Origin of the sequence: Sulfuriferula plumbiphila (assembly GCF_009938015.1) — a bacterium.
Lineage (GTDB): Bacteria > Pseudomonadota > Gammaproteobacteria > Burkholderiales > Sulfuriferulaceae > Sulfuriferula > Sulfuriferula plumbiphila.
In genome coordinates this window covers 2,097,012-2,123,532 of sequence record NZ_AP021884.1, presented here as the reverse complement: position 1 = coordinate 2,123,532, position 26,521 = coordinate 2,097,012, and the positions used below count along the sequence as shown (strand labels likewise).

The following is a 26,521-nucleotide window of genomic DNA, read 5'->3' as shown; positions in this document are numbered from 1 at the left end:
CCGATTAGGAGCATAGTCTTATGGTACAAGATTCATTGAAGCAAAGCTTGCCTCCTCAAAGTGGTCTACTTCCACTACCCGTAAGTCGCGGGCCGAAGCGGCAGCCGTCATCGGCGGAGGAATCATCGCTCACGGAGCAGCAGATGCGTGAAGCTGACCGAGAATTGTTGCTGGCTGGTGGATGGGTAGAAAAGGAGGGCGGCTTCGCAAGCAAGTTACTGAAAAAAATATCGAGCCCGCAGTTTATGCGCGGGATCATCGGGATTGGCTTTTTCTTCGGCATTTGGTTTGTTCTGACAGAACTCTATGTTCCACCGAGGTTTGAGTTCATTCCGAATCCGTTCTATTTGTTCAAGCAATGGATTAGCCTGAGGCCTGATAATGGCGTATCCATCTTCACGCCGATTTATTACGAACACATTTTTGTGAGCACTTTGCGGGTTTATACGGCATTCGCTCTCGCTGTCATCTTGGGTGTCCCGCTAGGCCTCCTGCTTGGCTGGAACCGGACATTTCGAAATATGGTCTTTCCTGTAGTTGAGCTGCTGCGGCCGATTCCGCCATTGGCGTGGGTTCCGCTTGCCGTGCTGACGATGCCTGGGATAGAAATGCCAGTCATCTTCGTGACGATGCTGGCTGGCTTTTTTGCGACCGTCCTCAACTCCTATCTGGGTGTCCTTTCGATCAACGAAACCTACTTTCGCGCAGCATCCTGCTTGGGTTTCAACCGCTGGCAGGTGTTGTTTCGAGTGGTCGTGCCAGGCGCTTTGCCGTTCATCTTCACCGGGCTACAAATCGCTATGGGAGTCTCCTGGTTTTCATTGGTTGGCGGTGAAATTATTGCCGGGAAGTCAGGCTTAGGATTTCTGATTTTCGAAGCTTACCAAAACGTCCAGTTATCCAATATTTTTATCGCCATGACTACCTTGGGAACCTTGGGATATGCGTCAAGTGCGATTATTCGGCGGATAGGCCGGGCATTAATGGCGTGGCAACTGAAAGAGCGAGGTACAGCATGATTGCAAACCCAATAGAGAAAAGTGCCGTTCCGTCGTTCAGTTGGCGCAATAAACTGGCACGTAGGCTAAGAAGCATCGATTTCTGGCAAGGTGTCCTTGGCATCGCGACCTTCCTGCTGGTCTGGCAAGTGGCTCGCAGCATCGGTCTGCTGCATGTTGTGCCAGGACCCCTGGAAGTGGTCAGGGGAACGCCGGACGTGATGAGGCAATCTGATTACCTTCTAAGCTGGACCAACAGCAGCAAACGTGTGTTTTTCGGTTTTGTCATTGCTGCTGTGTTGGCGATCACAATCGGTGTGCCGATGGGAATGTCCCGCAAGTTCAAGGATATGGTTTTTCCGGTGTTCGAGGTGATTCGTCCAATTCCCCCATTAGCCTGGCTGCCGATTTCCATCCTGTTCTGGCCGAGTTCGGAAATGACGATGGTGTACCTGACTTTTCTAGGGGCATTTTTCCCTATCCTGATCAATGTGTTGGCGGGCATTGACAATATCGATATCAGATACATTCAGGCGGCATTGTCGCTCGGCGCAAGCAAGCGCTCCCTGTTCTGGAAAATTCTCGTTCCCGGCGCGCTGCCCTCTTTGTTCACCGGACTTACGATTGCTGTAGCGATCACTTGGGAAGTGGTAATCGCTGCGGAAATGGCTTCCGGGGACAATGGTTTGGGTTATCTGACCTGGAACGCTTACATGAGCCACTCAATGGTTGGCATTCTCGTGGGGATGCTTTCCATCGGGATTGCCGGCATTGTATCGAGCCTGATGGTGTCATGGTTTGGGCGACGGGTGATGCCATGGCTCAAAAAATAATGGCTCCAAAAATAGATGCAGGAGGAAGCGATGCTAACCCACGCTGAAAAATTAAGGCTGTTGCGCTTGAATTCCTTCTTGAGTGGCGCCCAACTTGATCTCTTGAGTTCTGTGGCGGAGCACGCGCGCGAGCAGGACTACCCGAAAAACTCGTTTATCTTCTCCAGAAAAGATCAGGCCGACGATTTTTATATTCTGGTAGAAGGGCAGGTGGGACACCCGGAGGTACAGGCAGCCGAAGAGCAGTTTTCGGTTATGCCGCAGGCAAGCACGGCCGGCCAATTATTTGGTTTTGCGGCAATCGTTCAGGGTCTGCCGGAACGGGTTATCAGCGCCCACTGTGAAAAACCCACCAAGGTGCTTGCGATTGACGGGCAATGGTTTCAAAACCTATGTAAAGCACATGCCCACGGTGGAAGTGAATTGTTGTATACATTGTCACGCGCCTACGCGGGACATGAGTACAAAGTTGCTGGTAGTGCCGGATGGATTTCGATTCGCAATGCAGGCAAGGTATACGATCCCTTCGGCAAAGCCGTTGTAGCGGTTGAGGATTGCTCGATTGAAATCAGGCCGGGCGAGTTCGTCGCCATCGTCGGCCCTTCCGGTTGTGGAAAATCCACTCTGCTAAACGGAATCGCTGGTTTTGATTCCTTGACGAGCGGCGTGATTTATCTCGACGGTGAAGTTGTTAACCGTCCTGGTAGCCGGCCGAAGCCGGGCCCCGACCGGATGGTGGTTTTTCAAAACAATGCGCTTTTTCCCTGGGCAACGATCATGGAGAACTTGATCTGCGGCCCTGTAGCGCAAAACCGAATGAGCAAAGTTGAAGCGTTGGACAAGGCGCACGCATTGCTCGCCAAAGTCGGGCTCAGCGGTATCGAGAACCTCTATCCCAGTGCCGTTTCGGGGGGAATGGGGCGGCGGGTGGAAATTATCCGCGCTCTATTGAACGACCCGCGTGTCATCCTGCTTGATGAGCCGTTTAGAGGAGTGGATGCCCTAACAAAATCGGTGACCCACAACGCACTGCTCGAATTGTACGATCTATCCCGCAAGACCGTAATGTTCATAACGCATGATCTCGAAGAGGCCATTTACTTGGCCGATCGGGTGCTGGTGATGGCCTCCAGGCCTGGACATATCAAGCAAACCATCCATATCAATTTGCCACGTCCTCGTAGCAATAAGATTCTCACCTCACCCGAATTCCTGCGTCTGAAAGAAGAGGCGATTGAAGCGGTACACGAAGAGGCGTTAAAGGCCTTCGTTTCAGGCGAACGGGAATTTTCTTAACTTCGGCGATATTGATTGGAAGGACTCGGCATGCTTGATCAAACAATTGAAACAATGGGTGAAGTTCGATTGAAGGACGTAGGTCAAGTTTACAAGCGCGGGAATCAGCACGAGATAATTTTGAGGAAGTGCTCGTTCGACGTAACGCCTGGGAAACTGACTGTTCTCCTCGGTCCGTCCGGTTGCGGGAAAAGCACATTGATCAAGTTAATTGCGGGATATGAAAATCCCACATTGGGTGCGATAACCATCGATGGCAAACTGGTTCAAGGGCCAGGTTCCGACCGCACTGTAGTGTTCCAGGAAACGGCACTTTTCCCATGGATGACACTACACGAAAATATCATGTTTGGTCCCGTCGAGCAGGGGGCTAATAAAAGAGAAGTGTCTGAAAAAGCAACGAAATTGCTGGCTAAAGTTGGGCTTAAGGGATTCGAAAACAAATACCCGGATCAGGTTTCGGGCGGCATGCAGCGACGGGCCGAAGTTGCAAGGGCATTCATCAACAATCCCAAAGTGATGATCCTGGATGAACCCTTTAGGGGATTGGATCACATGTCGCGCGGCTTGATGCAAGAGTACTATTCCGCCCTGTTTGAGGAAACCAGGATGACCACGCTATTTGTGACATCTGAGGTGGATGAGGCGATTTTCCTTGCAGACCGCATCATTGTGCTGAGCTATAAACCTACCAATGTAAAAGCAATCATTGACGTTCCGTTACCGCGTCCTCGCCAATTTCATATGCTGACTTCAGAGACTTATGGAAATCTCAAGGAACATATTTTGGGCTTGCTTTATGAAGAGGCGTTGAAAGGTTTTGCAGCGGGGGCAGTAGGGACTGTGGAGATGGAGCAAATTGTCGAAGCTGTTCGGCGATGATGACCATGAACATGACCGAATCCATGTTGGTGTCGCCACCTGATGCGTTGGTGAACGTAAACGCCATCCGTCATGCATTGACCAGCGCCCAATTCTTTTGGACTCTGGAGTTCGTGCCATCGGTCGACAAGGTACTACGCGATGAACTCAATAAAATCGAGGGACTGCTCGCGTCCGTAAAAAATTATCCGTTGATCGCCGGTTTTTCGGTATCGGATCGGGTTCATTCCGATCGCGATCCGGATCCGGTAACTGCTGCGTCCCATCTTGCCATGCGAAGCGGAAAGCAGCCACTGGTACACTGGTCCGGTAAGGGCAGGGACATCATGGACTTGCACAAATCGATTGCCCGGATGGGTGACATGGAGCTGGAAAACATGTTGCTTCTGACCGGAGACAAGTTGAAGGAGGCGGCTCCAGGTGATCGCCACAGGTATCTTGAATCAGTACCGGCTGTGGAGGAGGTCAAGCGATTCAACCCTAATTTGCTGGTGGCAGTCGCGCTCAATCCGTTTAAGTACCGGGAAGAAGACTGCATGGCCCAATATTTAAAGCTTGGCAAAAAAGTGGGCGCCGGCGCAGATTATGTGGTTACGCAGATTGGTTTTGACAATGCGAAATATCAAGAAGCCCGCGATTGGGTCGAAAAACGCAATTACCAGGTGCCGCTGGTCGCAAATCTTATGCCTATGCTGGCGAAGCGTGCCCGCTACATGCGCAAGCACCAGCTCGCCGGCGTCACCGTCACGGATTCATTTCTGGCGCTGCTCGAGGAGGAGGAAAAACTGCCCGACCAAGGGGTAGGCCGGTCTATGAGACGATTTGCATTGCAAATTATCGGCATGCGGTTTCTGGGTTATGCAGGGGTGCAGCTGACGGGCATCCATACGTCGAAACAGTTCGCCCATCTGCAAAGCCAGGTTGCCGAGCTTAACGATTTTTGCAAAGATGAAAATACGTGGCGGCAGGCATGGCAGGAGTGCATGAGCTTTCCGCAAGGTGGCATGGCAGAGACTGCACCGCCGCGCGCTTGGTATCTGTCTGGACAAAGGGTGGCGCATGCTTCAGTCAGTGAACGATTGAAGTACCGAATCATGGAACACACACACGATTTCATGTTCTCCAACGGACCGGGAGCGTGGTTGTTTGGTAAACTGATGCGCCCGATCAGGCCGCGGCATGGCAAGCTTGACCACGCGGTGGAGCGGTTTGAGCGGATGGTGAAAAGCCCGCTATTCGGCTGTGAAACCTGTGGAATGTGCCGTCTGGCAGCCACGCAATACGTGTGTCCGGAAACCTGCCCCAAGGGATTGGCCAATGGACCTTGCGGCGGCACTATCGAAAACCTGTGCGAATTCCGGGACCGGGAATGCATTCACAGCGTGAAGTATCGCATTGCGAAAGATGCCGGAGTGCTCGACCAGCTGGAAACCTGGCTGGTTCCCGCAGTTCCGAAAGAAATACGTCACAGCTCATCCTATCCCCCGCATTTTCGCGGAGAAGGTCCGGAAATTCGGGTTGTGCAGTTCAAAAAACCACTAAATAAATAGTGAAGGCGGTCAGCCTTTATCTCTTCTCAGGCGATTCGCGGGTTATGGCTACCTGCTCATGCGAATAATGCCTATTAATCAGTGCGGCCCATGTCGATGATTTTTTGCAGATCACCCTGAGAAATAATGGAGAAGGTGCGTCCTTTTAAGTGAATCCATCCGTTATCGGAGAATTCATGCAGAAGCGCGTTTACTGTCTGCCGACTGCTACCAATCATATCTGCTAGCTCTTGATGAGACACACGCACCCTGATTTCTACTTTACCTCCAGCTCTCCTGCCGTAGTTGTGCGCCAATCTGAGCAATACACGGGCCAATCTCGATTCAGCCTTTTGCTCAGAGACATCAACCATGGAGTCGCAAGCCAAACGGAGTCGGGCACCCAGCAGCCGGATCATATTGATTGCAATTTGCGGATGTTCTTTCATTACCTTTTCAAAGTTCGCGCGTGAAATAAAATGGACGGTGGAAGATTCCACGGCTTGTGCGTAGACAGACTGAAAATAACTCCCGCTGATGGCGCCCGCGCCGAAAACATCGCCCGGCACACAAAACCAGAAAATCGTTTGGGTACCATTTGGGGATAAGTTGAAGACTTTGACTATACCTTCTTCGAGAAAGAAGATGCGTGTTCCCACATCGTTCGCAATGACGATGTAGTCGCCTTTCGAGTATTTCTGTTTGACGGTGAATTCAAAGAACGCGGTGCTGGCGTCGGCACCTGCATTTCTAAATAAATCGAATGGTTCCCAATACCAAGGCGTCGATTCGTCCATGACTATTAATCTTGATCGTACATTCTGCGTAACTATTCAGCCCTACCCCCGAATTGGCGGGGAAAGACTGGCGTGATTGACGTTTGAGAAATGAGTGGTGGGGATGCCGATGATATAGGGCATGAACGAGAGGCCCGATCTGATGCGACTGAGCCCCGCCGAGAAGGACGAGTTGATGTGCCGATTGTGGCCCCTTGCAATTTGAACTGGCGAAGCTGATGGTACGCGTAACCGAACATCGCGTCGCGCAAGGACGCTGTACCTGCGGCAAAGTGCATCGCGGTGCGTTTCCAGCCAGTGTCATTGGACCAACCCAGTACGGGCCGGGCGTCAAGGCGCTGGCGGTTCATCTGACACAACACCACATGTGCCGGTAGAGCGCACCGCCGGGCTGATGAACGATTTGTACCCTCTGCCGATCTCGACGGCGACGGCCATGGGCATGATCATGGAGACTGCCGAGGTTGTGGCACCGACGGTGGCTGGCCAAGGGGTCACGCAGCTGGTGGCGGCTGGCGGCGATGAGACGGGAATGCGGGTGGTCGGCAAACTGCACGGGTTGCATACGCTGGAGACAACGATTTCGACCTGGATGGGCGTGCATCCCAAGCGGGGTCGCGAGGCCATTGAGGAGTTCGCTGTCATCCCTCGCTTTGCGGGCATCCTCGGTCACGACGGCTGGATGCCGTACCGCTATTACATGACGTGTCAACATGTGCTGTGCAACGCCCATCATGTACGCGAACTGAGGGCGATCGCCGAGGCCAGCAAGGATGCCTGGCCACAACAGATGATCGACATGCTGTACCGGGCCAACGTCAAGGTGGACGCTGCCTGTCGCAGGAACGGATGGATCGACGCTTTGCGCACTGAGTACCGGAACATCCTCACAGCAGACGAATCGCGCAATCTGCCGGCTCCGCCTTCCGGCCAAAGCGGCCGAACTCGACAGCGCGACGCGACGAATCTGCTGGCGCGATTGCGCGAGTACGATGTGCTCTGCTTTACTTTCAACTCCGATGCGCCTTTCACCAATAACATCGCCGAGCAGGCAATCCGCATGTGCAAAGTCAAACAGAAGGTCTCCGGCTGCTTTCGTACTCTCGATGGGGGCGCCGCCTTCTGCACTATCCGCTCCTACCTCGCCACTCACCACAAGCAAAACTTCAACCTCTACCATTCGCTCGTCCAAGCCCTACAAGGCAATGTCCATCAGCCGTGCTTGGATGAGGGCCGAATAATTACTATTTTGCAGGATAAAAGATTGAAAGCGCATCTTGATATTATACGCCAAAGAAAATGCTTTGAAGGAACGGCGTCATGCGAAGACTCCGATTTACTTTAGGGACATTAGGGCACCTCTATAAGTCACTATTTTCGTCCTCCGGTCTCTGGAGTTGAATTTTTCTGAGTATGCCGGGATTTGCCTCGAATATTGAGCAGGTCACAGCGATAGAGGGGTTTTGCCGCCGTAACTGCGGCTGCGCACAAGCAGGCGCGCCTGATCTATACCATGCTCACCAAGGGTGAGGAATACACCGCCCAAGGTCAGGATTATTACGAAGCGCGCTACCGCGAGCGCGTGTTGCGGCAACTGTCCATGCGCGCTGAAAAAACGGACATGAAACTCGTCGTCAATGAAAAATAAGCCTAATTAACATCGTAGAATCAGTCACTTGAAAGGTGTTTCTTGAGAGAGGGAAATTCTGTTGCGCTGCCTTTAGGGAGCCTCAGATGAGGTTCCCTAAAATCCGCTGGGTGGCTTTTTAGGTCATCTTGCTGATCACTTCGTCCAGGGGTACGCAAGCCTCCTTATTGGGGTTGTGTGGGTCGCGCAGCGCGTTGATCTGACAAAGGAATTCATTGCCGCGCTTGTCGTACAGGTTGATATACGGGCTAGGGCCATATGGCTCGAAAGCGCTGGAGTCGGCGAAGATGAAATCGTATTCGCCGTTGATATCAACTACGAGTTTGCCGCCGTGGCTTTCTCCATAATCGTGCCAGCGGGTATTGATATCTCCGCCTTCGATTGCTGGAGACATCCTGGAGGTCTTCTTGTCATGCCAGGCAACCATGACGGGTTCACTGAGGTCCAGCTCCTTCGTAGCAAGGGAAGCAGCGAGCTCGCTAGCCATCTTGTAATCCAGATTCATGCCGGAATAGTTAATTTGGACTTCTTTCATTTTACTCTCCTGCGGGCCATTCCGGAAACCGGTACTGGCCAATATGATAAGTTTAAAAAAGCGGAGGGTGTTTTTCTTGATGTTTCTCCGATCCGTGGCTCTTATGCCGATTTGGATTCGGCAATAAGGCCATTACTCATATTTTAAAAATAGTACAAAAGCCGACTAAATCAATCAGTCTTTATTGTGCCTCTAAATTGGAAATAGGCGGCGAGAAGCGTTGTATTGTATTGATGTGCAAGTTTTTATTGCAGCCATACCATCACCAATAGTGCTGGCAGGTTAATGGCAGCTTTTGGCATTTATGTAGAGCTCTACATAATTCAGAGAGTTTTTAGCCTGGCGGACGCGGCGTGCCGGGGTCAATGAGTGGCGCGGCGTCGCCACCGCGTCCGCCGGTGAAGTCCACGCATTAAGGAAACTCTGCAAAACCCCCACTTCTGCGCCCCGCACCCGAGTCCATTGTGGCAATATTAAGCCCATGAAACAAACCACCCTGAATCTAGACCTCAGTCTCAAGCGCACGCGCAAGCGTGAATTTCTCGAGCAGATGGAACACGTCGTACCGTGGGCAGCGCTGGTCAAGCTGATTGCCCCGCACTACCCCCAAGGCAACAACGGGCGTCCGCCGTTCCCGCTCGAAACCATGTTGCGCATCCACTTCATGCAGCAATGGTTCAGCCTGTCCGATCCGGGCATGGAAGAAGCCTTCTTCGACGTCCCGCTGTACCGCGAATTTGCCCAACTCGAAGACTATGCCCGCCTGCCTGACGAGAGCACCATCCTGCGCTTTCGCCACCGGCTCGAGCACCACCAGCTGGCCGAACAGATTCTCGCCACCGTCAATCAGCTGCTGATCCAGCAAGGCCTGCTGCTCAAAGTCGGCAGCGTGGTGGACGCCACCCTGATCCCGGCGCCCACCTCGACCAAGAACAAAGACAAGACCCGCGACCCCGAAATGCATTCCAGCAAAAAAGGCAATCAATGGTACTTCGGCATGAAAGCCCACATTGGTGCGGATGCCGATTCCGGACTGGTGCATACCGTGCGCGGCACGGCTGGCCATGTGCATGACGTGATCGAAGCCAATGGGCTGTTGCATGGCGAGGAAACAGAAGTGTATGGCGATGCCGGTTACCAGGGTGCCGCCAAACGCCCGGACGCCAAAGCGAGTATCAACTGGCACATCGCCATGCGCCCGGGCAAGCGCCGGGCGCTGGACAAGGACAAACCCATTGATGCATTGATCGACCAGTTGGAGAAACTCAAGGCGGGTATCCGCGCCAAGGTAGAGCACCCGTTCCGGGTGATCAAGCGCCAGTTCGGATTCGCCAAGGTGCGCTACAAAGGATTGAAGAAGAATACGGCCCAGCTCATCACCCTGTTTGCGCTATCCAATCTGTGGATGGCGCGGCACAAACTGAGGGCACTACCGGGATGAGTGCGCCTGGAAATCAGGAAAGCGGCCTGAACCGGGCTAAAAACTCTAAAAACAGCGCGGGAATAGGCGCTTATTAAGCATTTCGCGTGGCTGATTTGAAATTTAAAGCAGCGCCGCCTGCCGCTGCGCGGTGGATGGGGTTGTTCAGAGCATCCTTAACAAATGCATTAACGTTGCTCCAGTTCCATGCTAGCCTTTATATCTCTGACATTGGGGGTAATCTTAATGTTCACCAGCAATCCTTTCGCCGACCTTACGGTTTTTCTACCTCCGCTTGTCATGCAGGCGTACATCGCACTGATGATATTCGCGGTTCCCATCGGAACGATATTAGAAACTTATCACAAGGGCAGCGCCAAGTTCTTCGCGCGGCGGAGAAAGAAAGCAGCGGCTGCCGCACCGAGGCGGCTTAGCGGCATGGAGACCACTTTCTTAGCGGTCAGAACCATTGCAGAGGCTGCCGTCTCCGGCGAGTTCTGCAAATGGAAGAGGCGGACTTCTCATCTGCTGATGTTGTACGGCTTCCTCCTCCATGTGATTACAACCATCGTGATGGTATTTGCTTATCCAGAAGCAGCGGATACACCAGCCTTACTGCCGGCCCTGTGGGACATAGGCGCTCTGATGATTCTCGCCGGTAGTTTGTGGTTTTTCTTCTTCCTGAGGGTAAACGTAGTCTATGACGGCGATTCGCCCTTCCATGTAGGGCGTGCTGACCTGTTCGTCGGTTCGCTTATCGGGAGCGCAGCGTTCGCACTGCTATGGCATTTGGTGCAAACGGCGGGCAATCCTACGGCGAGTCTGATATTTTTTGGCGTCTACATCTTCTTCACGACGCTGCTTTTTGGTTCCGTTTTCTGGTCGAAGTTTGCCCACATGTTCTACAAGCCCATCGTGGCGTTCCAGCGAAAGGTCGAGGCGGCAAACGGTTCCTCCGACCTCCCGAATCCGGCTCACAGCCGTACCGAAAGGAGTTGATGGTATGCCCACCTACACTGACATGACGCGATGTGACGGCTGCGGAGAGTGCGTGGATATCTGTCCTTCCGACATCATGCACATCGACCCGGTCAACCGGAGGTCTTACAACATCGAGCCCAATTTCTGCTGGGAGTGCTATGCGTGCGTGAAGGCATGCCCGCAGCAAGCGATTGACGTCCGCGGATATGCAGACTTCGTGCCGCTGGGCCACAAGGTCAGGGTTCTCCGGAAAGAGAAAAAAGGATTGGTCTTTTGGAAGGTAACGTTCCGGGACGGGCGGGTGAAGGAGTTCACATTCCCGATAAGGACCACACCCTGGGGTTCCATAAAGTCGCCATCCGCATATGAGGCGCCTGACCCAAGTGAGTTGAGTTCTCCCATGCTCGCGCACGAACCCGCAGCGCTCAAAGTCGAGACGCTTCCCACACTGCCCCCTTCCAACTAAAAAAGGTGTAATGCCATGGGTCTACTATCATCCAGAAGTACCCGGTTCGTGGATTCGGACATCCTCATCATCGGCGGCGGCTTTGGCGGATGCGGAGCCGCGTACGAATCCCGATACTGGGGACGGAACCTGAATATCGTCATCGTCGAAAAGGCCAACATCGAGCGCAGCGGCGCCGTCGCGCAAGGCCTATCGGCGATCAATTGCTATATGGGCATGCAGTGGGGCGAGAACCAGCCCGACGACTTTGTGCGCTACGCACGCGGTGACCTGATGGGCCTTGTGAGAGAGGACCTGATCTTCGACATCGCCCGGCATGTCGACGCCACGGTCCACAAGTTCGAGGAGTGGGGCCTGCCGATCTTGAAAGACCCGAAGACCGGCCGGTACATGAGAGAAGGAAAATGGCAGATCATGATTCACGGCGAGAGTTACAAGCCCATCATCGCCGAGGCCGCGAGGAAGTCTGCCAGCAAAGTGTACAACAGGATCATGGTGACGCATCTGCTGATGGACGAGTTGCATTCCAACAGGGTTGCCGGTGCCGTCGGCTTCGACATGCGGGATGGGACTTTTTACGTCTTCAGGGCGAAAGCGGTCATCGTGGGCGCCGGCGGCGCCTCGCACATTTACCGGCCCAGGTCGGTCGGCGAAGGTATGGGAAGGACCTGGTATGCGCCCTGGAGCAGCGCTTCGGCCTACGGTCTCCTGATACCGACAGGCGCCAAGATGATACAGATGGAGAACAAGATTGTTCTCGCCCGTTTCAAGGATGGTTACGGTCCGGTCGGGGCCTGGTTCTTGCTACTCAAGGCGTATGCGACCAACGCCTACGGCGAGAAATATGAGGCATCCTGGCTCGACCAGATCAAATCTCTCGTTGGGAAGTATGCGGACACCCAGCCGATGCCGACCTGCCTGCGCAATCACGCGATGCTGGAGGAGATGAAGGCCGGCAAGGGCCCCATCTACATGCAGACGCAGGAGTCGCTCGATACCATGGAGAAGGAGGAAACCGGTTGGGAGGATTTCCTCGACATGACGATCAGCCAGGCGGTTGTCTGGGCTTCACAGAACATAGACCCCAAGGAAAGGCCGTCCGAGTTGATTACCTCCGAACCCTATGTCATGGGTTCTCACGCCACGTGTTCCGGTGCCTGGGTAAGCGGGCCGGAGGACTTGGCACCAGAGGACTACCAGTGGGGATACAACCGGATGACGACGGTTGAAGGGCTCTTCGGGGCCGGGGACACGGTAGGCGGTTCTGCGCACAAGTTCTCATCCGGCTCCTTTACAGAGGGAAGACTGGCTGGAAAGTCGGCGGTCAAGTACGTCAAGGATTTGCAAGGCGATGCGCCGCAGGTGGACGAAGCGCAAATCAAGAAACTCAAGGAATTGATATTCAGGCCGCTCGAAAACTACAAAGTGGGCAGGAACGAGATCGTCGCCGGCACTGTGGCACCAAGCTACATCTCTCCTCTTCAAGGCCTTCAGCGGCTGGAGAAACTCATGGATGAGTATGCCGGTGGCTACAGTACCTTTTATGTGACCAACGAACCGCTGCTCAACCGGGGCCTGGAGCTTCTCGACATGCTGAAGGAGGATATCGAGCACCTTGGTGCCGAGAACCTGCACCAACTCCAGAGGGCATGGGAACTTCACCACAGGATCTTGACCGCAGAGGCAGTAACCAGGCACACGCTGTTCAGGCAGGAGACCAGGTGGCCGGGTTACTATTATCGCGCCGATCATCCGAAGCTGGACGACGCCGAGTGGCATGTTTTCACCGCATCGGAATACGACGCGAAGACGGGTGATTGGCGCATGAGCAAGCTTCCCGTACACCACATCATAAAGTGAACAGATCATAAGCTGGCCGGGGTCTGTAGGGGCAGACCACGGTTATCCATCCGTTCTCACCTCTCTTGTCGGTTGGCCGCTCCTTCCCGGTGTCGCGCGCCGCGTGGGGACGCGTTCGATCTCGGTTTTGAAGCGGTCGTGGCCGGGCGCGTAATTCCCATTGGTCGCCTGCCGGATTTTGTCGATGCGCGCGGGGTCCATGTGCGCTTTGAACAGCTCATGGTAGTGGTGACGGCGCTCCTTGTTGTCACCGCCGGATGTAAATTGACACGGCGCGCCGATTGAAAACTGATACACCGATTTGAGAAGATGGCCGGATTTTGAGGTTGGCCGTGATCACAGACGAGGTGTATGTGGAAATTGAATTATTGAGGAAGCACGGCATGAGCAAGCGCTTGATTGCCGAACAGGTGGGGTGTGCCGTGAACACCGTGCGCAGCCACCTGGCAGCGGATACGTGGCCCCGCTACCAGCGCAACAAATTGCGCGTGACCAAGCTGTCAGCGTTTGCGGATTACCTGCGCGAACGCCAGGCAGCAGCCCATCCGGCGTGGATACCGGCGACGGTATTGCTGCGCGAGATCAAAGCGCTGGGCTATCTCGGCAGCCACAGCCAGCTACGCGCCCATATGCACGGTCTCAAGCCGGCTGGGCCTATGGATCCGGTGGTACGGTTCGAGACCGCGCCGGGCGAGCAGACGCAAGTCGGGGCCCTCGTCGAGTTTCGCCACGGCCGCAACCCGCTCTACGCCTTCTGCGCGACGCTGGGCTACAGCCGCATGAGCTTTGTCGAGTTCGTCACTGACATGAAAGTGGAGACGCTGATCGCCTGCCACCAGCACGCCTTCGAAGCGTTTGGCGGCCTCACCCGGCGCATTCTGTACGACAACATGAAGACCGTGGTGATCGAGCGCGATGCCACGGGCGATGGCGCGCATCGCTTCCACGCCGGATTTCTCGATTACGCCCGCCATTGCGGCTTCGTGATCAAGCTGTGCCGTCCGTATCGGGCCAAGACCAAGGGCAAGGTCGAGCGCTTCAACGGCTATTTGCGGCGCTCGTTTTACGTGCCGCTGGTGGCGCAGCTCAAACAGGCCGGGCTGGCCCTGGATGCGGTGACCGCCAATGCCCAGGTGCGGCGCTGGCTGAAAGACATCGTCAATGAGCGCGTCCATGGCACGACGCAAATGCGTCCCGCCCAACGCTTGCCGGAAGAAAGCCTGCAACCGCTACCTCGCCCCTGGCGCGGCGACATCCGGGCGGCGCGTCCCCAGCATGAGGTGATTGCCGTGGTAACGGAACGGCCAGTGGTGGTCATTGAGCGGATTGCCCAGGTGTTGCCTGCGCAACACCCTTTGGCGGTGTATGAGCTGCTACTTGATCAAATCCGTAATGAACAGAGGGTACTCATCATTGACGAAATCGGCTATCAGCCGATGAACCGCGAGCAGGCCAACCTGTTCTTCCAGGGGAAACGCGGTGCGCTATGAAAAAGGCAGCTTGATCGTCACCAGCAACTTGCCGTTCGGCCAATGGGATGCGACCTTCGTCGAGGATGCCTGACTGCTGCGCTGCTCGATCGTCTACTGCACCACGCGCGCATCGTGCCGATCGCCGGCGAAAGCTACCGCCTCAAAAATCAGCGTGCGGCGGGAATGGTAAAGAGTAAGCGGGAAACCGCTCCGGCTGCATAAGCGGTAGGCAAACGTAATGGGGGTGTATCAGATTTAAATCGGCGTTGACACCTACCCACAGAAATGTCTGAAGAACCAAATTTTGGATTGGATATCTCCGCCTTTATGTAGGCAACCGACTACCTTACTTGGCGTAAAACCATCTTGGTGGTTCGGCCTAAAATACCTATGAAGGGTCAATCGTCGATGCATCACGCAGGATGTTTTCCATTACATCGAAATGTTTACCGCGACCGTCCGGTCATCGGTGCCATAGTGGACACTCATTTCTACCTTTTTGAGCTTTCGTTCCGTGCCAGTATTCAGTCGTTCAGATGGTTACTATTTCGGGTACGTTGCACACCATCACCGAATGCGCCACCACTCGATTGCGGCCTTTCTGCTTGGCCCAGTACATTGCTTGGTCTGCGGCAGACACCAGTGCACTGAATTCCAGCCCGACATGGATTGAGTCAGCGACGCCGATGCTGATGGTACTGCGCAGGACTTCGCCGCCAAACTCCATGGTCAAGGCGGCGTAAGCCTGGCGCAAGCGATCGGCCAATACCCTGGCTTCTTCTTCGGTGGTGGACGGGAGCAAGATACAGAACTCCTCGCCGCCATAGCGGGCGAAGTAGTCATCGCTACGGACGGAAGCCTGCGCCACAGCGGCAAGGCGTTGCAACACCTTATCTCCCAACTGATGGCCGTTTCGGTCATTGATCAACTTGAAATGGTCGACATCGATCATCATGATCGCCAGCGTATCGCCCTTACGGTTACAGTGCGCCGACAGTCGGATGGCTTCTTCTTCGAGACCGCGTCGGTTCAGTGCGCCGGTCAACCCGTCGTGCAACGCAATTTTCTGCATATCCGTAATGAGCCGATAATTCAGCATCAGTATGAAACCAAAAGTCACGCACATCAGTATCAGGCTGCTGGCCAGAAATCTCGCGGGAACGAAGGGCACCTGTGAGAAAAGTCCCACAAAAGTGCCGGGTGGCGCGTGAAAGATCGTTGCCGCCCTGATCAGGGATGCCGCCGCAAGCACCGCGAACGACGCTCCAGTAAACCAGTAAGCGGTCCGCAGCGGCGGTTCGATACGGATGAGTAAGGCACGGGCACAGAGAGCGTTGATCAGAGCGAACACCAATGAATTAGCGATGGCGCGCGCACTGGCGTCGGGATAGAGGAGAGTGAACCAGACACTCTGGGCAAACACCACGCCTACAATCAGCAACGGAATGCGCCAGTCAATGCGCTGCTCCTTGAAAGCCTGGATACCGGAAAATTGCAAGCCATTGCCTGCCATCACCAACACGGCACCCAGCACGATCAGCCAGGCGCTGCTTGTGGGTGTCATATCTGCGAAGGCGATGAAGCTCGCGAGGCTGTAGCACAGGCTGGCCAGCGCCCACAGCCGCACCCCGCGAATGCTGCCGGCATGCAATCCCGCCAGTGCCAGAAGCCCGGAAAGCAGCAGGGTCAGCACGGAGATCATCAACATCATCGTGCGCAGATCAAGACTCATTTCTTATCCTGGGTTTCTATGTGCGCGTTAATTATGCGGCACTGCATCTGCTCTCACCCAACGGTAACGCCCGGTTGAGGTCGATTTGAACTTTTCTACTTAATCGTCCCAGATGTGCCCAAACGATCAACGCGTTCCCGAAGTGGCTTGCCGGCCTTGAAGTGGGGAACCCATCTTTCAGGTACCGATACCGATTCCCCTGTCTTTGGGTTGCGCCCGATGCGAGGAGAACGGTAGTTCAAGGAAAAGGTGCCGAAACCACGAATTTCAACACGGTTGCCCTGCGCTAAGGTCATCTGAATGGCGTCGAGTATCTCCGCTACCACCAACTCGGTATCTTTCTGGATCAGTTGAGGATAGCGGCTGGTCAAGCGGGCAATGAGTTCGGATTGTGTCATGTCGAGAAATGGGTTGTTTGACGGAATTCAGCACGATATGTGCCAGCAGAGGAGTTCACAGCAAGGCTAACGAAGGTTTGAATGCAGGGCACCTGGCGTCAGATTGATTAAGAAATGAGGCGAAACCCAGACACTGATGTCGGGATGATGACAGCCAATTGAACTGCGTCGCAGATTGACCCGTCTTTTGCATTTTTGGTTGATCCACCAAATTATGGAATGGCTCCTGGAAGGACGAGGGGTTGCATTTATTTAGGCGAATCAATGTTAAATGCAAAAATTCAGGAAAAGTGGCTCAATCGAGCCTGTCAGAATTTTTGTGTGTAAGGCATATTCATCAGTTCGAGAAAGGAACGAGATATGCCCGAGCAACAAACGAAAGCCGTCGCAGCGGCGCTGTGTCCGATCTACACCGCGACGAGCGCAGACGCCGCAGAAGTCGCGCTGACGGCGTTCGAGCAATCCGAATGGGGAACGAAACTGCCGCATGTCGCTGCGGCCTGGCGGCGTGCATGGGACTACGTGACGCCATTCTTTGCGTTCCCGCCCGAGATTCGGCGGGTGATTTACACCACCAATGCCATCGAATCGGTCAACGCGCGCATCCGCAAGGCGATCAAGACACGCGGGCATTTCCCCAACGACGAGGCGGCGACGAAACTGATCTGGCTGGCGCTGAGAAATATCACCAAGGAATGGGCAATGCCCGTGTTTCACTGGAAAGCCGCTATGACGCAATTCGCCATCCAGTTCGGTGATCGCTTTACGAAACGTGTCGCGTCAATCAGCGCGCTGTTTTTGCCAGCCAACAGCGTAAGCTTTTACCAACTGTACTGACGCTAAGCTTGATTTCATGCGGTTTGTGCAATTTTTAACGGTGCTTATTTTTAATAAAATTGGAAAATTAAGAACGCTGATTAACAGGGTAGCCTGGTTCAATCACAACCGGCTGTTGGAGCCCATCGGGTATATACCGCCAGCAGAAGCTGAGGCAAACTACTACAGGCAAATCGCCGAAAAGATCAATTCCGAGGTCTTGACTTAAACCAAACAGCCTCCACGAAACCCGGGGCGATTCAATTCTTCCACTTGGCAGTTCGGCTATGGTGGTTTGAGGCGGTGTGTGGCTGTATGAATCAGTGACCTTGGATTCCATGTGTGTGCCCGCTTTCCCTACTGCATTCTCGCAAGCATATAGTCTCCGTCTCTTTGGTCGACCGCTTTCAGCGACGTGCGAACGGCCACTATGAGTTTGATTGGCTGACCTTCATGGCCATCACATTGGCTGACTGTCCCTGGCACGAATCCGAATAGCCAATACAGGAGGATTTCGCACGCTTCAATTGCGGACTGAAATAAAAAGGCCTGCATCGCTGCAGGCCTTGCTGTACATGGCTCCCCGAGTAGGATTCGAACCTACGACCTGCGGATTAACAGTCCGTCGCTCTACCAGCTGAGCTATCAGGGAATTAAGAAGCGCGAATGTTAAAGTAAGGTGGTCGTTTGGTCAACATGTTATACGGGTACTTGTAGCCATTTTGTTTAAGTTTGCATTACTAAAACAGCCGGGCGCTATCATCAGGCAGTAAACATGGCGAGCGTGAAGGGTATAATTGCGCGATGCTGGTTTTAGTTGCCCAATTTATTTGGGGATCAAGGGGGTGGAGATGAGTACAAAAAAAGTTGTGTCAGCTGTGCTAATAACCGTGTGCGGACTGGCAGTGGCCAATCATGCAGCTGCATCTGGATTTGCATTGATTGAGGAGAGTGCCAGCGGGCTGGGCAATGCATTTGCGGGTGGGGCCGCTAGTGCCGAGGATGCCAGCACCCTGTTTTTTAACCCGGCGGGGATGACGCGGTTGTCCGGCAAGCAGGTGTCGCTGGTGCTGCATGCCATCAAACCCACGGTCGAGTTTTCCAACACCGGCAGCACAGCGGCGGCCGGGCGTCCGCCGGGTAACAGTGGCGGTGACGCGGGAGACTGGGCGGCGCTGCCCAATTTTTATTACACGATGGAATTGAGCCCACAGCTGCGTGCGGGTATGGGTATTTCCTCGCCGTTTGGCCTCAAGACCGAATATGACCAAGGCTGGATGGGGCGCTTTCAGGCAATCAAGTCGGATTTGAAAACGGTCAACATCAATCCCTCGCTGGCTTATAAGGTCAATGACCATCTATCGCTGGGTGCAGGGCTGGATGCGCAATACATCAAGGCGGAACTCATCAATGCAGTCAACCTGGGCGTGGCCGAGGGCCTGGCGCAGGTGAAGGGGGACGCCTGGAGTGTGGGCTACAATCTGGGTGTGTTGTACGAAATGGATCCGGCGACGCGCTTTGGTCTGGCCTACCGCTCGGATGTGCGCCACAAGCTGGAGGGCGATGTGACTTTCAGCGGCGGCGTGCCTGCGCCGAATGGCCCGATTAGCGCGGAAATTACCTTGCCTGAAACGGTTTCATTCAGCGGCTTCCGCCAGATCAACCCGCAATGGGCGGTGATGGGTGACGTGACCTGGACGCGCTGGAGCCGGTTCAAGGAGTTGCGCATCGTGCGCGACACGGGTGCCCTGGTCGGGCTTACCACGGAAAACTGGGATGACACGCTGCGTTATGCGCTGGGAGCCAATTACCAGGCCACTGGCAGGCTGAAGCTGCGCAGCGGGGTTGCCTATGACCAGTCGCCGGTGTCAGACCCATACCGTACCGCACGCATTCCAGATGCAAATCGTACCTGGCTGACGGCCGGGGCAGGCTACAAGCTCTCCGGTGCAGGGTCAGTGGATGTCGGGTACGCGCACATCTTTGTCAACAATGCATCAATCAATACGGGTACTGCCAGCACTGGCAAATTGGTGGGAACGTACAACAATAGTGTCGATATCCTCAGCGTGCAATATAACCATCGCTTTTAAACAAGCTGACTGTGGAGATGAAAAAAGGCCGGGTTTCCGGCCTTTTTTCATGATGCTGTGCTGATACGGTTTCAAGCGAGTAGCTTGTGCATACGCTCCAGCGCAGCTTCGAGATTGTCCATGGACGTGGCAAAAGACAAGCGAATATAACCTTCCGCGCCGAAGGCGGAGCCAGGCACCACTGCCACACCCGCGTGTTCCAGCAGGTATTCGCTGAACGCTACGTCGGTGGCGCTGGCGAGTTTGCCTTCACGATGCAGTCGCGCGATTGCACAACGCGTATCCGGAAAGGCGTAAAACGCGCCGCCGCCATACAGGCAATTCACGCCGGGTATCGCGTTGAGCGCTGTCACTACATACTGATGGCGCTCGCGGAAGGCTGTCAGCATCGGCTGGATGCAGCTCTGGTCGCCGTTCAGCGCAGCCTCGGCCGCCACTTGCGAGATCGAGGCGGGATTGGAAGTGGACTGCGACTGCACGTTTTCCATCGCCGTAATCAGCGCTTCCGGTCCGGCGCAATAGCCGATGCGCCAGCCGGTCATGGCGTAGGCCTTGGATACGCCGTTGAGCACCATGGTGCGCGGGTAGAGATCCGGGCAGGCGTTGAGGATGTTCACGAACGGCGCATCCTGCAACAGAATGTGTTCATACATGTCGTCGGTGGCGACGATGACCTGCGGGTGGCGCCGCAGCACTTCACCCAGCGTCGCCAGTTCGTCGAGCGTGTATACCGCGCCGCTCGGGTTGCTGGGGCTGTTGAGCACCACCAGTCTGGTATTGGCGTTGAGCGCAGCTTGCAGTTGCTCGGCGGTAATCTTGAAGCCCTGGTCAATACCGGCTTCGATGATAACGGGTTTGCCACCGGCCAGGATCACGATATCTGGGTAGGAAACCCAGTACGGCGCGGGAATGATGACTTCATCGCCGGGGTTGATCAGCGCCTGCACCAGGTTGAAAAAACTCTGTTTGCCGCCACATGAAACCAGGATTTGTCTGGCGGTGTAGTCCAGCCCGTTGTCGCGCTTGAACTTGTTGATGACCGCCTGCTTCAGGGACGGGGTGCCACCCACTGCAGTGTACTTGGTGAAGCCGCGCTCGATGGCGCCGATCGCCGCGTCTTTGATGTGTTGCGGGGTGTCAAAATCCGGTTCGCCTGCGCCCAGGCCGATGATGTCCTTGCCTTCCGCTTTTAATCTGGCTGCGCGGGCGGTGACGGCAAGGGTGGGGGAGGGCTTGATGGCCTGTACGCGCTTCGAGAGTTCCAACTTGGGTCCTTAGGGCTGGCAATGCGGGCAAAATCCGATACCCGGCGTGATAAGATGTAATGTTTGTTTTGGCTACGCGAAAGCGCGAATTTTACCTGTGATTGCCACTTTTCCCAATAGTCCCTTCCGCCTGCACCAGCCATTTTTGCCTGCCGGCGACCAGCCCGCCGCCATTGAAAAACTGGTGGAAGGCGTCAACGACGGCCTGGCATTCCAGACCCTGCTCGGCGTGACCGGCTCGGGCAAGACCTACACCATGGCCAATGTGATCGCCCGGCTCGGGCGTCCGGCGATCATCATGGCACCCAACAAGACGCTGGCGGCGCAACTGTATTCGGAGATGCGCGAATTTTTCCCGGAAAACTCGGTCGAGTATTTTGTCTCCTATTACGACTACTACCAGCCCGAGGCCTACGTGCCGGCGCGCGACCTGTTCATCGAAAAAGACTCCAGCATCAACGAGCACATCGAGCAGATGCGCCTGTCGGCCACCAAGGCGCTGCTGGAGCGCGATGACAGCGTGATCGTGGCAACAGTTTCCGCCATCTACGGTATCGGCGATCCGGTCGATTATCACGGCATGATCCTGCACCTGCGCCAGGGCGAGAAACTTCCGCAGCGCGACGCCATTCAGCGGCTCATCGCCATGCAATACGACCGCAACGAGATCGAATTCAAGCGTGGCGTGTTTCGCGTGCGCGGCGATGTGCTGGATATCTTCCCGGCGGAAAGCGCGGAGCACGCGGTGCGTGTCTCGCTGTTCGACGACGAGGTGGAATCCATCACCCTGTTCGACCCGCTCACCGGCCATATCCTGCACAAGCTGGCGCGCTATACCGTGTACCCGTCCAGCCATTACGTCACGCCGCGCAGCACCACGCTGCGCGCCATCGAGGCGATCAAGCTGGAGCTGCGCGAGCGCCTGGACTGCTATTACAAGGAAAACAAGCTGGTGGAAGCCCAGCGCCTGGAACAGCGCACCCGTTTCGACCTGGAAATGATGAATGAGCTGGGCTTCTGCAAGGGCATCGAAAACTACTCGCGCCATTTGTCCGGGCGCAATCCGGGCGATCCGCCGCCGACGCTGATTGATTACCTGCCGCCGCATGCGCTGATGATTATTGACGAATCCCACGTCACCATCCCGCAGATCGGCGGCATGTACAAGGGCGATCGCGCGCGCAAGGAAAACCTGGTCAATTACGGCTTCCGCCTGCCTTCGGCGATGGATAACCGGCCGCTGCGCTTCGATGAATTCGAACGCGTGATGCGCCAGACCGTATTTGTTTCCGCCACCCCGGCGGATTACGAACAGCAGCATCAGGGCCAGGTAGTCGAGCAAGTGGTGCGTCCCACCGGCCTGGTCGACCCGCAGATTGAAGTGCGTCCGGCGACCAGTCAGGTGGACGATGTGCTGTCCGAGATCAACCTGCGCGTGGCGCTGGGCGAGCGCGTGCTGGTGACCACCCTGACCAAGCGCATGTCGGAAGACCTCACCGACTACCTGGCCGAGCACGGCATCAAGGTGCGCTACCTGCACTCCGACATTGACACCGTGGAGCGCGTGGAAATCATCCGCGACCTGCGTCTGGGATTGTTCGACGTGCTGGTGGGCATCAACCTGCTGCGCGAAGGGCTGGATATCCCGGAGGTCTCGCTGGTGGCGATTCTCGACGCGGACAAGGAAGGCTTTCTGCGTTCCGAACGCTCGCTGATCCAGACCATCGGCCGCGCCGCGCGTCACCTCAATGGCCGCGCGATTCTCTATGCCGACCGCATCACCGGCTCGATGCGGCGCGCCATGGATGAAACCGAGCGCCGCCGCAACAAGCAGATTGCCTTCAATCTGGAGCACGGCATTACCCCGCGCGGCGTGGTCAAACGCATCAAGGACATCATCGACGGCGTGTACGACATGGACAGCGCGCGCCAGGAACGCAAGGCCGCGCAAAACCTGGCCAGCTACAAGGTGATGGACGAAAAGTCGCTTACCCGCGACCTCAAGCGTATCGAAAAGGAGATGCTGACTGCCGCCAGGAATCTTGAATTCGAACGCGCCACCGAACTGCGCGACCAGCTGAAAAAGCTCAAGCTGGCGCTGTTCGGGGTTGAGGAACACGACTGAATCGCAAGGACCTGAGCGCCGTGATCAGCATCGCGGCGTTTTCTCACCCGGCCATGCGGACAAATTGCAGGCGTTCCTGAATCAGGCGACCAGAACCGGGGTATAGCCCGCCTCCCTAATCGCATCCTGAATCGCCTGTTGCCGGGTGGTGCCGTCAATGCGCACACGGTGGCTGGGAATGTCAATCGCTACTTTGGCTTTCGCATCCACCGCAGCGACGGCCTTGGTAATCACCCCGGCACAGTGGCCGCAGGTCATGTCGTCAACTCGAAATTCAATCATGGCGTACTCCATGTATATCCGTTTACAAGCCTGTAATATAAACCTTCCATGCATGGGAAGGTCAAGCATCGACTGGCACCAGTGGCAGACACATCCATGTCTGACCGACTTCCCGCTGCACTTCAACACCCCTGCCGGTCAGCCGATAGGTGAGGCAGCAGACTTGGAAGTTGGACAATACCGCCGGATTCAGCGCACCAACGCCGCTGGCCATCCAGTTCTTGAAGGAAAACCTGATGGTATTGGACCAGTCGCTCTCCGTGAACAGCCGGTCGATACTGGTGTCTTGGAGAAATGCAGCTGTGCGGCCTGGTAGCGTTTTCGTGGTGCCGGGCGAGCTGCCAGTCTGCGGGGGCATCCGACAGGTCACTCCGGTGCAGTGCACAGGCTTACTCGATCGAAAAACACGCCTCCAGCAATTTCTGGCAATCGTCTACCGGTGGCAAGCATTGCGTGCCCTGGCAGATCCAGGCGTTGACACTTTGCGACAAGGGTTTGGCCAGCGCTTCCGGCAGCCCGGCAAGCTCGCCTTCCAGGGCCAGGATCAGCTTGTCAGGCGCATAGTGCCGGAACAGTCGACGGTGCCAGGCGTCGCTTTGCCCCGGCGCGCTGCGCAGGATAATGATTTGCGGTGGGGTGAGATGTTCCTGCAGGGTCATTAACAGGCTGGTGAAGCCCGCCGGTTGCCGCGCCAGCGCCGGGTAATAAAGCGCCAGCGTACGCTCGGCGGCGTCGAGGTAGCGCACTTCCCCCAGTAGATAACCGAGGCGCTGCAGGGCAAATGCGGCGATGCCATTGCCCGACGGCATGGCATTGTCATGGCCGGGCTTGGGGCGATGGATGAGCTGTTCGTGATCGTGGCTGGTGAAAAAAAATCCGCCTGACTGGCTATCCTCGAATTGTTCCAGCAGCACGTCAGCGAGTGCGCGCGCAAATTCCAGATCAGCCAGGCGGAACTGCGTCTGCAGCAGTTCCAGCAAGGCGTCGAGCATGAATGCGTAGTCGTCCAGGTAGGCGTTCAGATGCGCTTTGCCGTCCTTGCAAGTCGCCAGCAGACGCCCGTTCTGCCACATTTCGGCACGGATGAAATCCACCGCGCGCTGCGCCGAGGCGATCCACGTCGGCTCGCCCAGCATTCTTCCGGCGTGCGCCATGCCTTTGATCATCAGGGCGTTCCAGCTCACCAGTATCTTTTCGTCGCGCCCTGGGCGCACCCGGCTGGCGCGTGCGGCGAACAGTTTTTGTTGCGCACTGGCGAGCAGTTGCGCAACTTGTTCCAGCGGCAGCTGGCGCGCTTCCGCTATGGCGGCGAGCGGCTGGGCAACGATCAGGTTCCAGTGCCGGTTCTCGAAATTAGGCGGCTGATCCAGACCGTAGTGGGCGGCTGCAATGGCATATTCCTCCACGCTCAACAGGCTGGCGGCCTGTTGCGGCGTCCACACATAAAACTTGCCTTCTTCGTGTTCCGAATCCGCATCCAGGCTGGAGTAATAACCGCCCTGCGGCGCCTGCATCTCGCGCATGACCCAGCCTGCGGTGCGGTGCACCACGCGCTGGAATGAAGCTTCGCCGGTCAGCACACAGGCATCGGTATACAGCGCCAGCAGCGGGCCATTGTCGTACAGCATTTTCTCGAAGTGGGGAATGGCCCAGCGCTCGTCCACGCTGTAGCGGCAGAAACCGCCGCCCAACTGGTCGTAGATGCCGCCGTCCGCCATTTTGCGCAGGGTATGCAGCGCCATGTGGCGCGCGTCGGGGTCGCCGCCGCGCGCCGCATGCCTTAGCAGAAACTCCATATCCGTCGGCCGCGGAAATTTGGGCGCGCTGCCAAAGCCGCCGTGGACAGGGTCGAAAGATTGCTGCAATGCGGTGCAGGCATGGTCCAGCGGCGTTGTGCTGAAGCTGGCCTGTTTTTGGGGGTTGGCAGGCAGGGTGGTGTCAAATGCCTGCAGCAGCGACGCGTTTTGCGCGGCGATATCCTCCTGGCGCGTACGGTAAAGCTCGGCCACGCGCTCCAGCAGCGCCTCAAAGCCGGGCAGATTGTGGCGCGCCTGTCTGGGAAAATAAGTGCCGCCGAAAAACGGTGTTTGATCCGGCGTCAAAAACAAAGTCAGCGGCCAGCCGCCGCTGCGCTGGGTCAGCATGTAATGGGCGGTCTGGTAAATGTGATCAAGGTCGGGGCGCTCTTCGCGGTCCACCTTGATATTGATGAAGTGTTGATTCATTACCGCAGCAACCTCGGCGTCCTCGAACGACTCATGCGCCATCACGTGACACCAGTGGCAGGCGGAATAGCCTATCGACAGCAGAATCGGCTTGTTCTGCTCGCGTGCAAGGCGCAGCGCTTCCTCGCCCCACGGATACCAGTCGACTGGATTGTCCGCGTGCTGTTGCAGATAGGGACTGGTTTCCAAGGCAAGGCGGTTGGTCATGGTGAGCTCGCTAAGATGGTTTGAACCGGTTTCGGCGCGCTGGCTTGCGACGCTACCAGCCTGGCATGAGACGCCAGCACAGCGCATGGCGAGGCGACGGCGATGGCGTTGCAGCTAATGGGACGCCTGATGTCTGAAGTTGAGATGACAGTCAGGAACCCCCGATGCGCGTAGCACCATAGATTACGCTGACCGGCGCTGAAGAGTAAAGTCCTGACACGACTGTCGCGCTCGAACACCACGCGCGCGCTTGGCCCGGCGTGCGCGGATTATCTTGCGGCTGTGGCAGGCCGCTTGCAACATTGTTCAGATTTGCTGGGTCACTGCTCAGTGAAACAGGCCTCATTTTTGCTTATACCTGCCTGTACAAGCCGTTTGTCGCAAACGCTACAGGAGGATGAATGCCGCTATACGAGTTTCACTGCAAGGAATGCAACTGTGATTTCGAGTTGCTGGTGCGCGGATCTACCGCTTGCGTGTGCCCTGAATGCGGGAGTGCCGAAGTAGAGAAGCTGGTGTCGCTACCGGCGTCTCCTGGCAAGACCCAAGCGATGCTCACGCGCGCACGCGGTCAGGCCGCCCGCGAAGGTCACTTCAGCAACTACGCCCCGTCGGAGCGGCCCCGGCGCAAATGACAGGCATTCGTCCACGCACGCAATCA

At 55.9% G+C, this 26,521-nt stretch carries 23 protein-coding genes, 1 tRNA gene and 3 pseudogenes; 18 read left to right on the top strand and 9 right to left on the bottom strand.

Annotated elements, in window-relative coordinates:
* Positions 1 to 143 precede the first annotated feature (143 nt).
* Genes GZH91_RS11015 through GZH91_RS10995 form a run of 5 tightly spaced genes read left to right on the top strand, consistent with a single transcriptional unit; the run spans position 144 to position 5,559 of the window.
* The gene (locus GZH91_RS11015) at positions 144 to 1,019 is read left to right on the top strand and encodes an ABC transporter permease (RefSeq protein ID WP_198415297.1); all 876 of its coding nucleotides are present in this window, start codon (positions 144 to 146) and stop codon (positions 1,017 to 1,019) included.
* Positions 1,016 to 1,831 (top strand): ABC transporter permease, encoded by an 816-nt coding sequence (locus GZH91_RS11010; RefSeq protein WP_147075057.1) that lies wholly within the window; start codon positions 1,016 to 1,018, stop codon positions 1,829 to 1,831. The genes GZH91_RS11015 and GZH91_RS11010 overlap by 4 nt, the downstream gene beginning before the upstream one ends.
* Before the next feature lie 30 nt (positions 1,832 to 1,861).
* Positions 1,862 to 3,127, top strand: a complete 1,266-nt coding sequence (locus GZH91_RS11005; RefSeq protein ID WP_161984252.1) for an ATP-binding cassette domain-containing protein — start codon at positions 1,862 to 1,864, stop codon at positions 3,125 to 3,127.
* A 30-nt stretch (positions 3,128 to 3,157) separates the two neighbouring features.
* Positions 3,158 to 4,009 carry an ABC transporter ATP-binding protein gene (locus tag GZH91_RS11000; protein WP_147075055.1) on the top strand — a complete coding sequence of 284 codons (852 nt, stop codon included), beginning with the start codon at positions 3,158 to 3,160 and terminating at the stop codon, positions 4,007 to 4,009.
* 5 nt (positions 4,010 to 4,014) lie between these two features.
* Positions 4,015 to 5,559 (top strand): methylenetetrahydrofolate reductase C-terminal domain-containing protein, encoded by a 1,545-nt coding sequence (locus GZH91_RS10995; RefSeq protein ID WP_161984251.1) that lies wholly within the window; start codon positions 4,015 to 4,017, stop codon positions 5,557 to 5,559.
* 74 nt (positions 5,560 to 5,633) lie between these two features.
* Here GZH91_RS10995 and GZH91_RS10990 read toward each other — a convergent pair whose 3' ends face one another.
* Positions 5,634 to 6,335, bottom strand: a complete 702-nt coding sequence (locus tag GZH91_RS10990; protein ID WP_147075053.1) for a Crp/Fnr family transcriptional regulator — start codon at positions 6,333 to 6,335, stop codon at positions 5,634 to 5,636.
* Positions 6,336 to 6,702: 367 nt separating this feature from the next.
* Between GZH91_RS10990 and GZH91_RS10985 the strand changes: the two genes are divergently transcribed.
* Together GZH91_RS10985 and GZH91_RS18275 are read left to right on the top strand one after the other, a co-directional pair.
* A complete protein-coding gene (locus GZH91_RS10985) occupies positions 6,703 to 7,680 on the top strand; it encodes an IS66 family transposase (RefSeq protein WP_223264652.1) in 978 nt (325 codons plus the stop codon).
* A 168-nt stretch (positions 7,681 to 7,848) separates the two neighbouring features.
* A complete protein-coding gene (locus GZH91_RS18275) occupies positions 7,849 to 7,983 on the top strand; it encodes a hypothetical protein (RefSeq protein ID WP_262982472.1) in 135 nt (44 codons plus the stop codon).
* A gap of 118 nt (positions 7,984 to 8,101) precedes the next feature.
* Here the strand turns inward: GZH91_RS18275 and GZH91_RS10975 are convergent, their stop codons facing one another.
* A complete protein-coding gene (locus GZH91_RS10975; protein ID WP_147075051.1) occupies positions 8,102 to 8,518 on the bottom strand; it encodes an AF1514 family protein in 417 nt (138 codons plus the stop codon).
* 481 nt (positions 8,519 to 8,999) lie between these two features.
* Between GZH91_RS10975 and GZH91_RS10970 the strand changes: the two genes are divergently transcribed.
* The 7 genes and pseudogenes from GZH91_RS10970 to GZH91_RS10940 all read left to right on the top strand — a co-directional run.
* Complete coding sequence (locus GZH91_RS10970; RefSeq protein WP_161984250.1) at positions 9,000 to 9,959, top strand: IS5 family transposase; 960 nt, start codon at positions 9,000 to 9,002, stop codon at positions 9,957 to 9,959.
* Positions 9,960 to 10,184: 225 nt separating this feature from the next.
* Positions 10,185 to 10,937, top strand: coding sequence for an adenylyl-sulfate reductase (locus GZH91_RS10965; protein ID WP_147074941.1), 753 nt, complete (start codon positions 10,185 to 10,187; stop codon positions 10,935 to 10,937).
* A 4-nt stretch (positions 10,938 to 10,941) separates the two neighbouring features.
* A complete protein-coding gene (gene aprB / locus GZH91_RS10960; RefSeq protein ID WP_147074942.1) occupies positions 10,942 to 11,385 on the top strand; it encodes an adenylyl-sulfate reductase subunit beta in 444 nt (147 codons plus the stop codon).
* Positions 11,386 to 11,433: 48 nt separating this feature from the next.
* Positions 11,434 to 13,245, top strand: a complete 1,812-nt coding sequence (gene aprA, locus GZH91_RS10955; protein WP_223264641.1) for an adenylyl-sulfate reductase subunit alpha — start codon at positions 11,434 to 11,436, stop codon at positions 13,243 to 13,245.
* Between the two features lie 138 nt (positions 13,246 to 13,383).
* A complete protein-coding gene (locus GZH91_RS10950; protein ID WP_161984249.1) occupies positions 13,384 to 13,530 on the top strand; it encodes a hypothetical protein in 147 nt (48 codons plus the stop codon).
* A gap of 47 nt (positions 13,531 to 13,577) precedes the next feature.
* A pseudogene (gene istA, locus GZH91_RS10945) lies at positions 13,578 to 14,651 on the top strand (IS21 family transposase); the annotation flags it as partial.
* Positions 14,646 to 14,939: pseudogene (locus GZH91_RS10940) on the top strand (ATP-binding protein); the annotation flags it as partial. The pseudogenes istA and GZH91_RS10940, both read left to right, overlap by 6 nt.
* A 310-nt stretch (positions 14,940 to 15,249) precedes the next feature.
* Here GZH91_RS10940 and GZH91_RS10935 read toward each other — a convergent pair.
* Together GZH91_RS10935 and GZH91_RS10930 are read right to left on the bottom strand one after the other, a co-directional pair.
* Positions 15,250 to 16,449 carry a GGDEF domain-containing protein gene (locus tag GZH91_RS10935; protein ID WP_147074944.1) on the bottom strand — a complete coding sequence of 400 codons (1,200 nt, stop codon included), beginning with the start codon at positions 16,447 to 16,449 and terminating at the stop codon, positions 15,250 to 15,252.
* A 95-nt stretch (positions 16,450 to 16,544) separates the two neighbouring features.
* Positions 16,545 to 16,847, bottom strand: a complete 303-nt coding sequence (locus tag GZH91_RS10930) for an integration host factor subunit beta (protein WP_147074945.1) — start codon at positions 16,845 to 16,847, stop codon at positions 16,545 to 16,547.
* 369 nt (positions 16,848 to 17,216) lie between these two features.
* On the opposite strand from GZH91_RS10930, the pseudogene GZH91_RS10925 reads away from it, so the two are divergent.
* A pseudogene (locus GZH91_RS10925) lies at positions 17,217 to 17,684 on the top strand (transposase); the annotation flags it as partial.
* A 555-nt stretch (positions 17,685 to 18,239) separates the two neighbouring features.
* Here GZH91_RS10925 and GZH91_RS10920 read toward each other — a convergent pair.
* Positions 18,240 to 18,315: transfer RNA gene (locus tag GZH91_RS10920), tRNA-Asn, on the bottom strand.
* A gap of 199 nt (positions 18,316 to 18,514) precedes the next feature.
* Between GZH91_RS10920 and GZH91_RS10915 the strand changes: the two genes are divergently transcribed.
* On the top strand, positions 18,515 to 19,756 hold the full coding sequence (locus GZH91_RS10915; RefSeq protein ID WP_147074947.1) for an OmpP1/FadL family transporter: 1,242 nt from the start codon (positions 18,515 to 18,517) through the stop codon (positions 19,754 to 19,756).
* Positions 19,757 to 19,827: 71 nt separating this feature from the next.
* Here the strand turns inward: GZH91_RS10915 and GZH91_RS10910 are convergent, their stop codons facing one another.
* Positions 19,828 to 21,021, bottom strand: a complete 1,194-nt coding sequence (locus tag GZH91_RS10910; RefSeq protein WP_147074948.1) for a pyridoxal phosphate-dependent aminotransferase — start codon at positions 21,019 to 21,021, stop codon at positions 19,828 to 19,830.
* 97 nt (positions 21,022 to 21,118) lie between these two features.
* Between GZH91_RS10910 and uvrB the strand changes: the two genes are divergently transcribed.
* On the top strand, positions 21,119 to 23,146 hold the full coding sequence (uvrB, locus tag GZH91_RS10905) for an excinuclease ABC subunit UvrB (RefSeq protein WP_147074949.1): 2,028 nt from the start codon (positions 21,119 to 21,121) through the stop codon (positions 23,144 to 23,146).
* Positions 23,147 to 23,227: 81 nt separating this feature from the next.
* Here the strand turns inward: uvrB and GZH91_RS10900 are convergent, their stop codons facing one another.
* The 3 genes from GZH91_RS10900 to GZH91_RS10890 form a co-directional block, all read right to left on the bottom strand.
* Positions 23,228 to 23,428 carry a heavy-metal-associated domain-containing protein gene (locus GZH91_RS10900; RefSeq protein ID WP_147074950.1) on the bottom strand — a complete coding sequence of 67 codons (201 nt, stop codon included), beginning with the start codon at positions 23,426 to 23,428 and terminating at the stop codon, positions 23,228 to 23,230.
* 61 nt (positions 23,429 to 23,489) lie between these two features.
* A complete protein-coding gene (locus tag GZH91_RS10895; RefSeq protein ID WP_147074951.1) occupies positions 23,490 to 23,786 on the bottom strand; it encodes a hypothetical protein in 297 nt (98 codons plus the stop codon).
* Positions 23,787 to 23,817: 31 nt separating this feature from the next.
* Positions 23,818 to 25,860: a thioredoxin domain-containing protein gene (locus tag GZH91_RS10890; protein WP_147074952.1), complete on the bottom strand. Its 2,043-nt coding sequence runs from the start codon at positions 25,858 to 25,860 to the stop codon at positions 23,818 to 23,820.
* Between the two features lie 401 nt (positions 25,861 to 26,261).
* Here GZH91_RS10890 and GZH91_RS10885 point away from each other — a divergent pair, with 401 nt between their 5' ends.
* Positions 26,262 to 26,495 (top strand): FmdB family zinc ribbon protein, encoded by a 234-nt coding sequence (locus GZH91_RS10885; RefSeq protein ID WP_147074953.1) that lies wholly within the window; start codon positions 26,262 to 26,264, stop codon positions 26,493 to 26,495.
* The last annotated feature ends 26 nt before the right edge of the window (positions 26,496 to 26,521 follow it).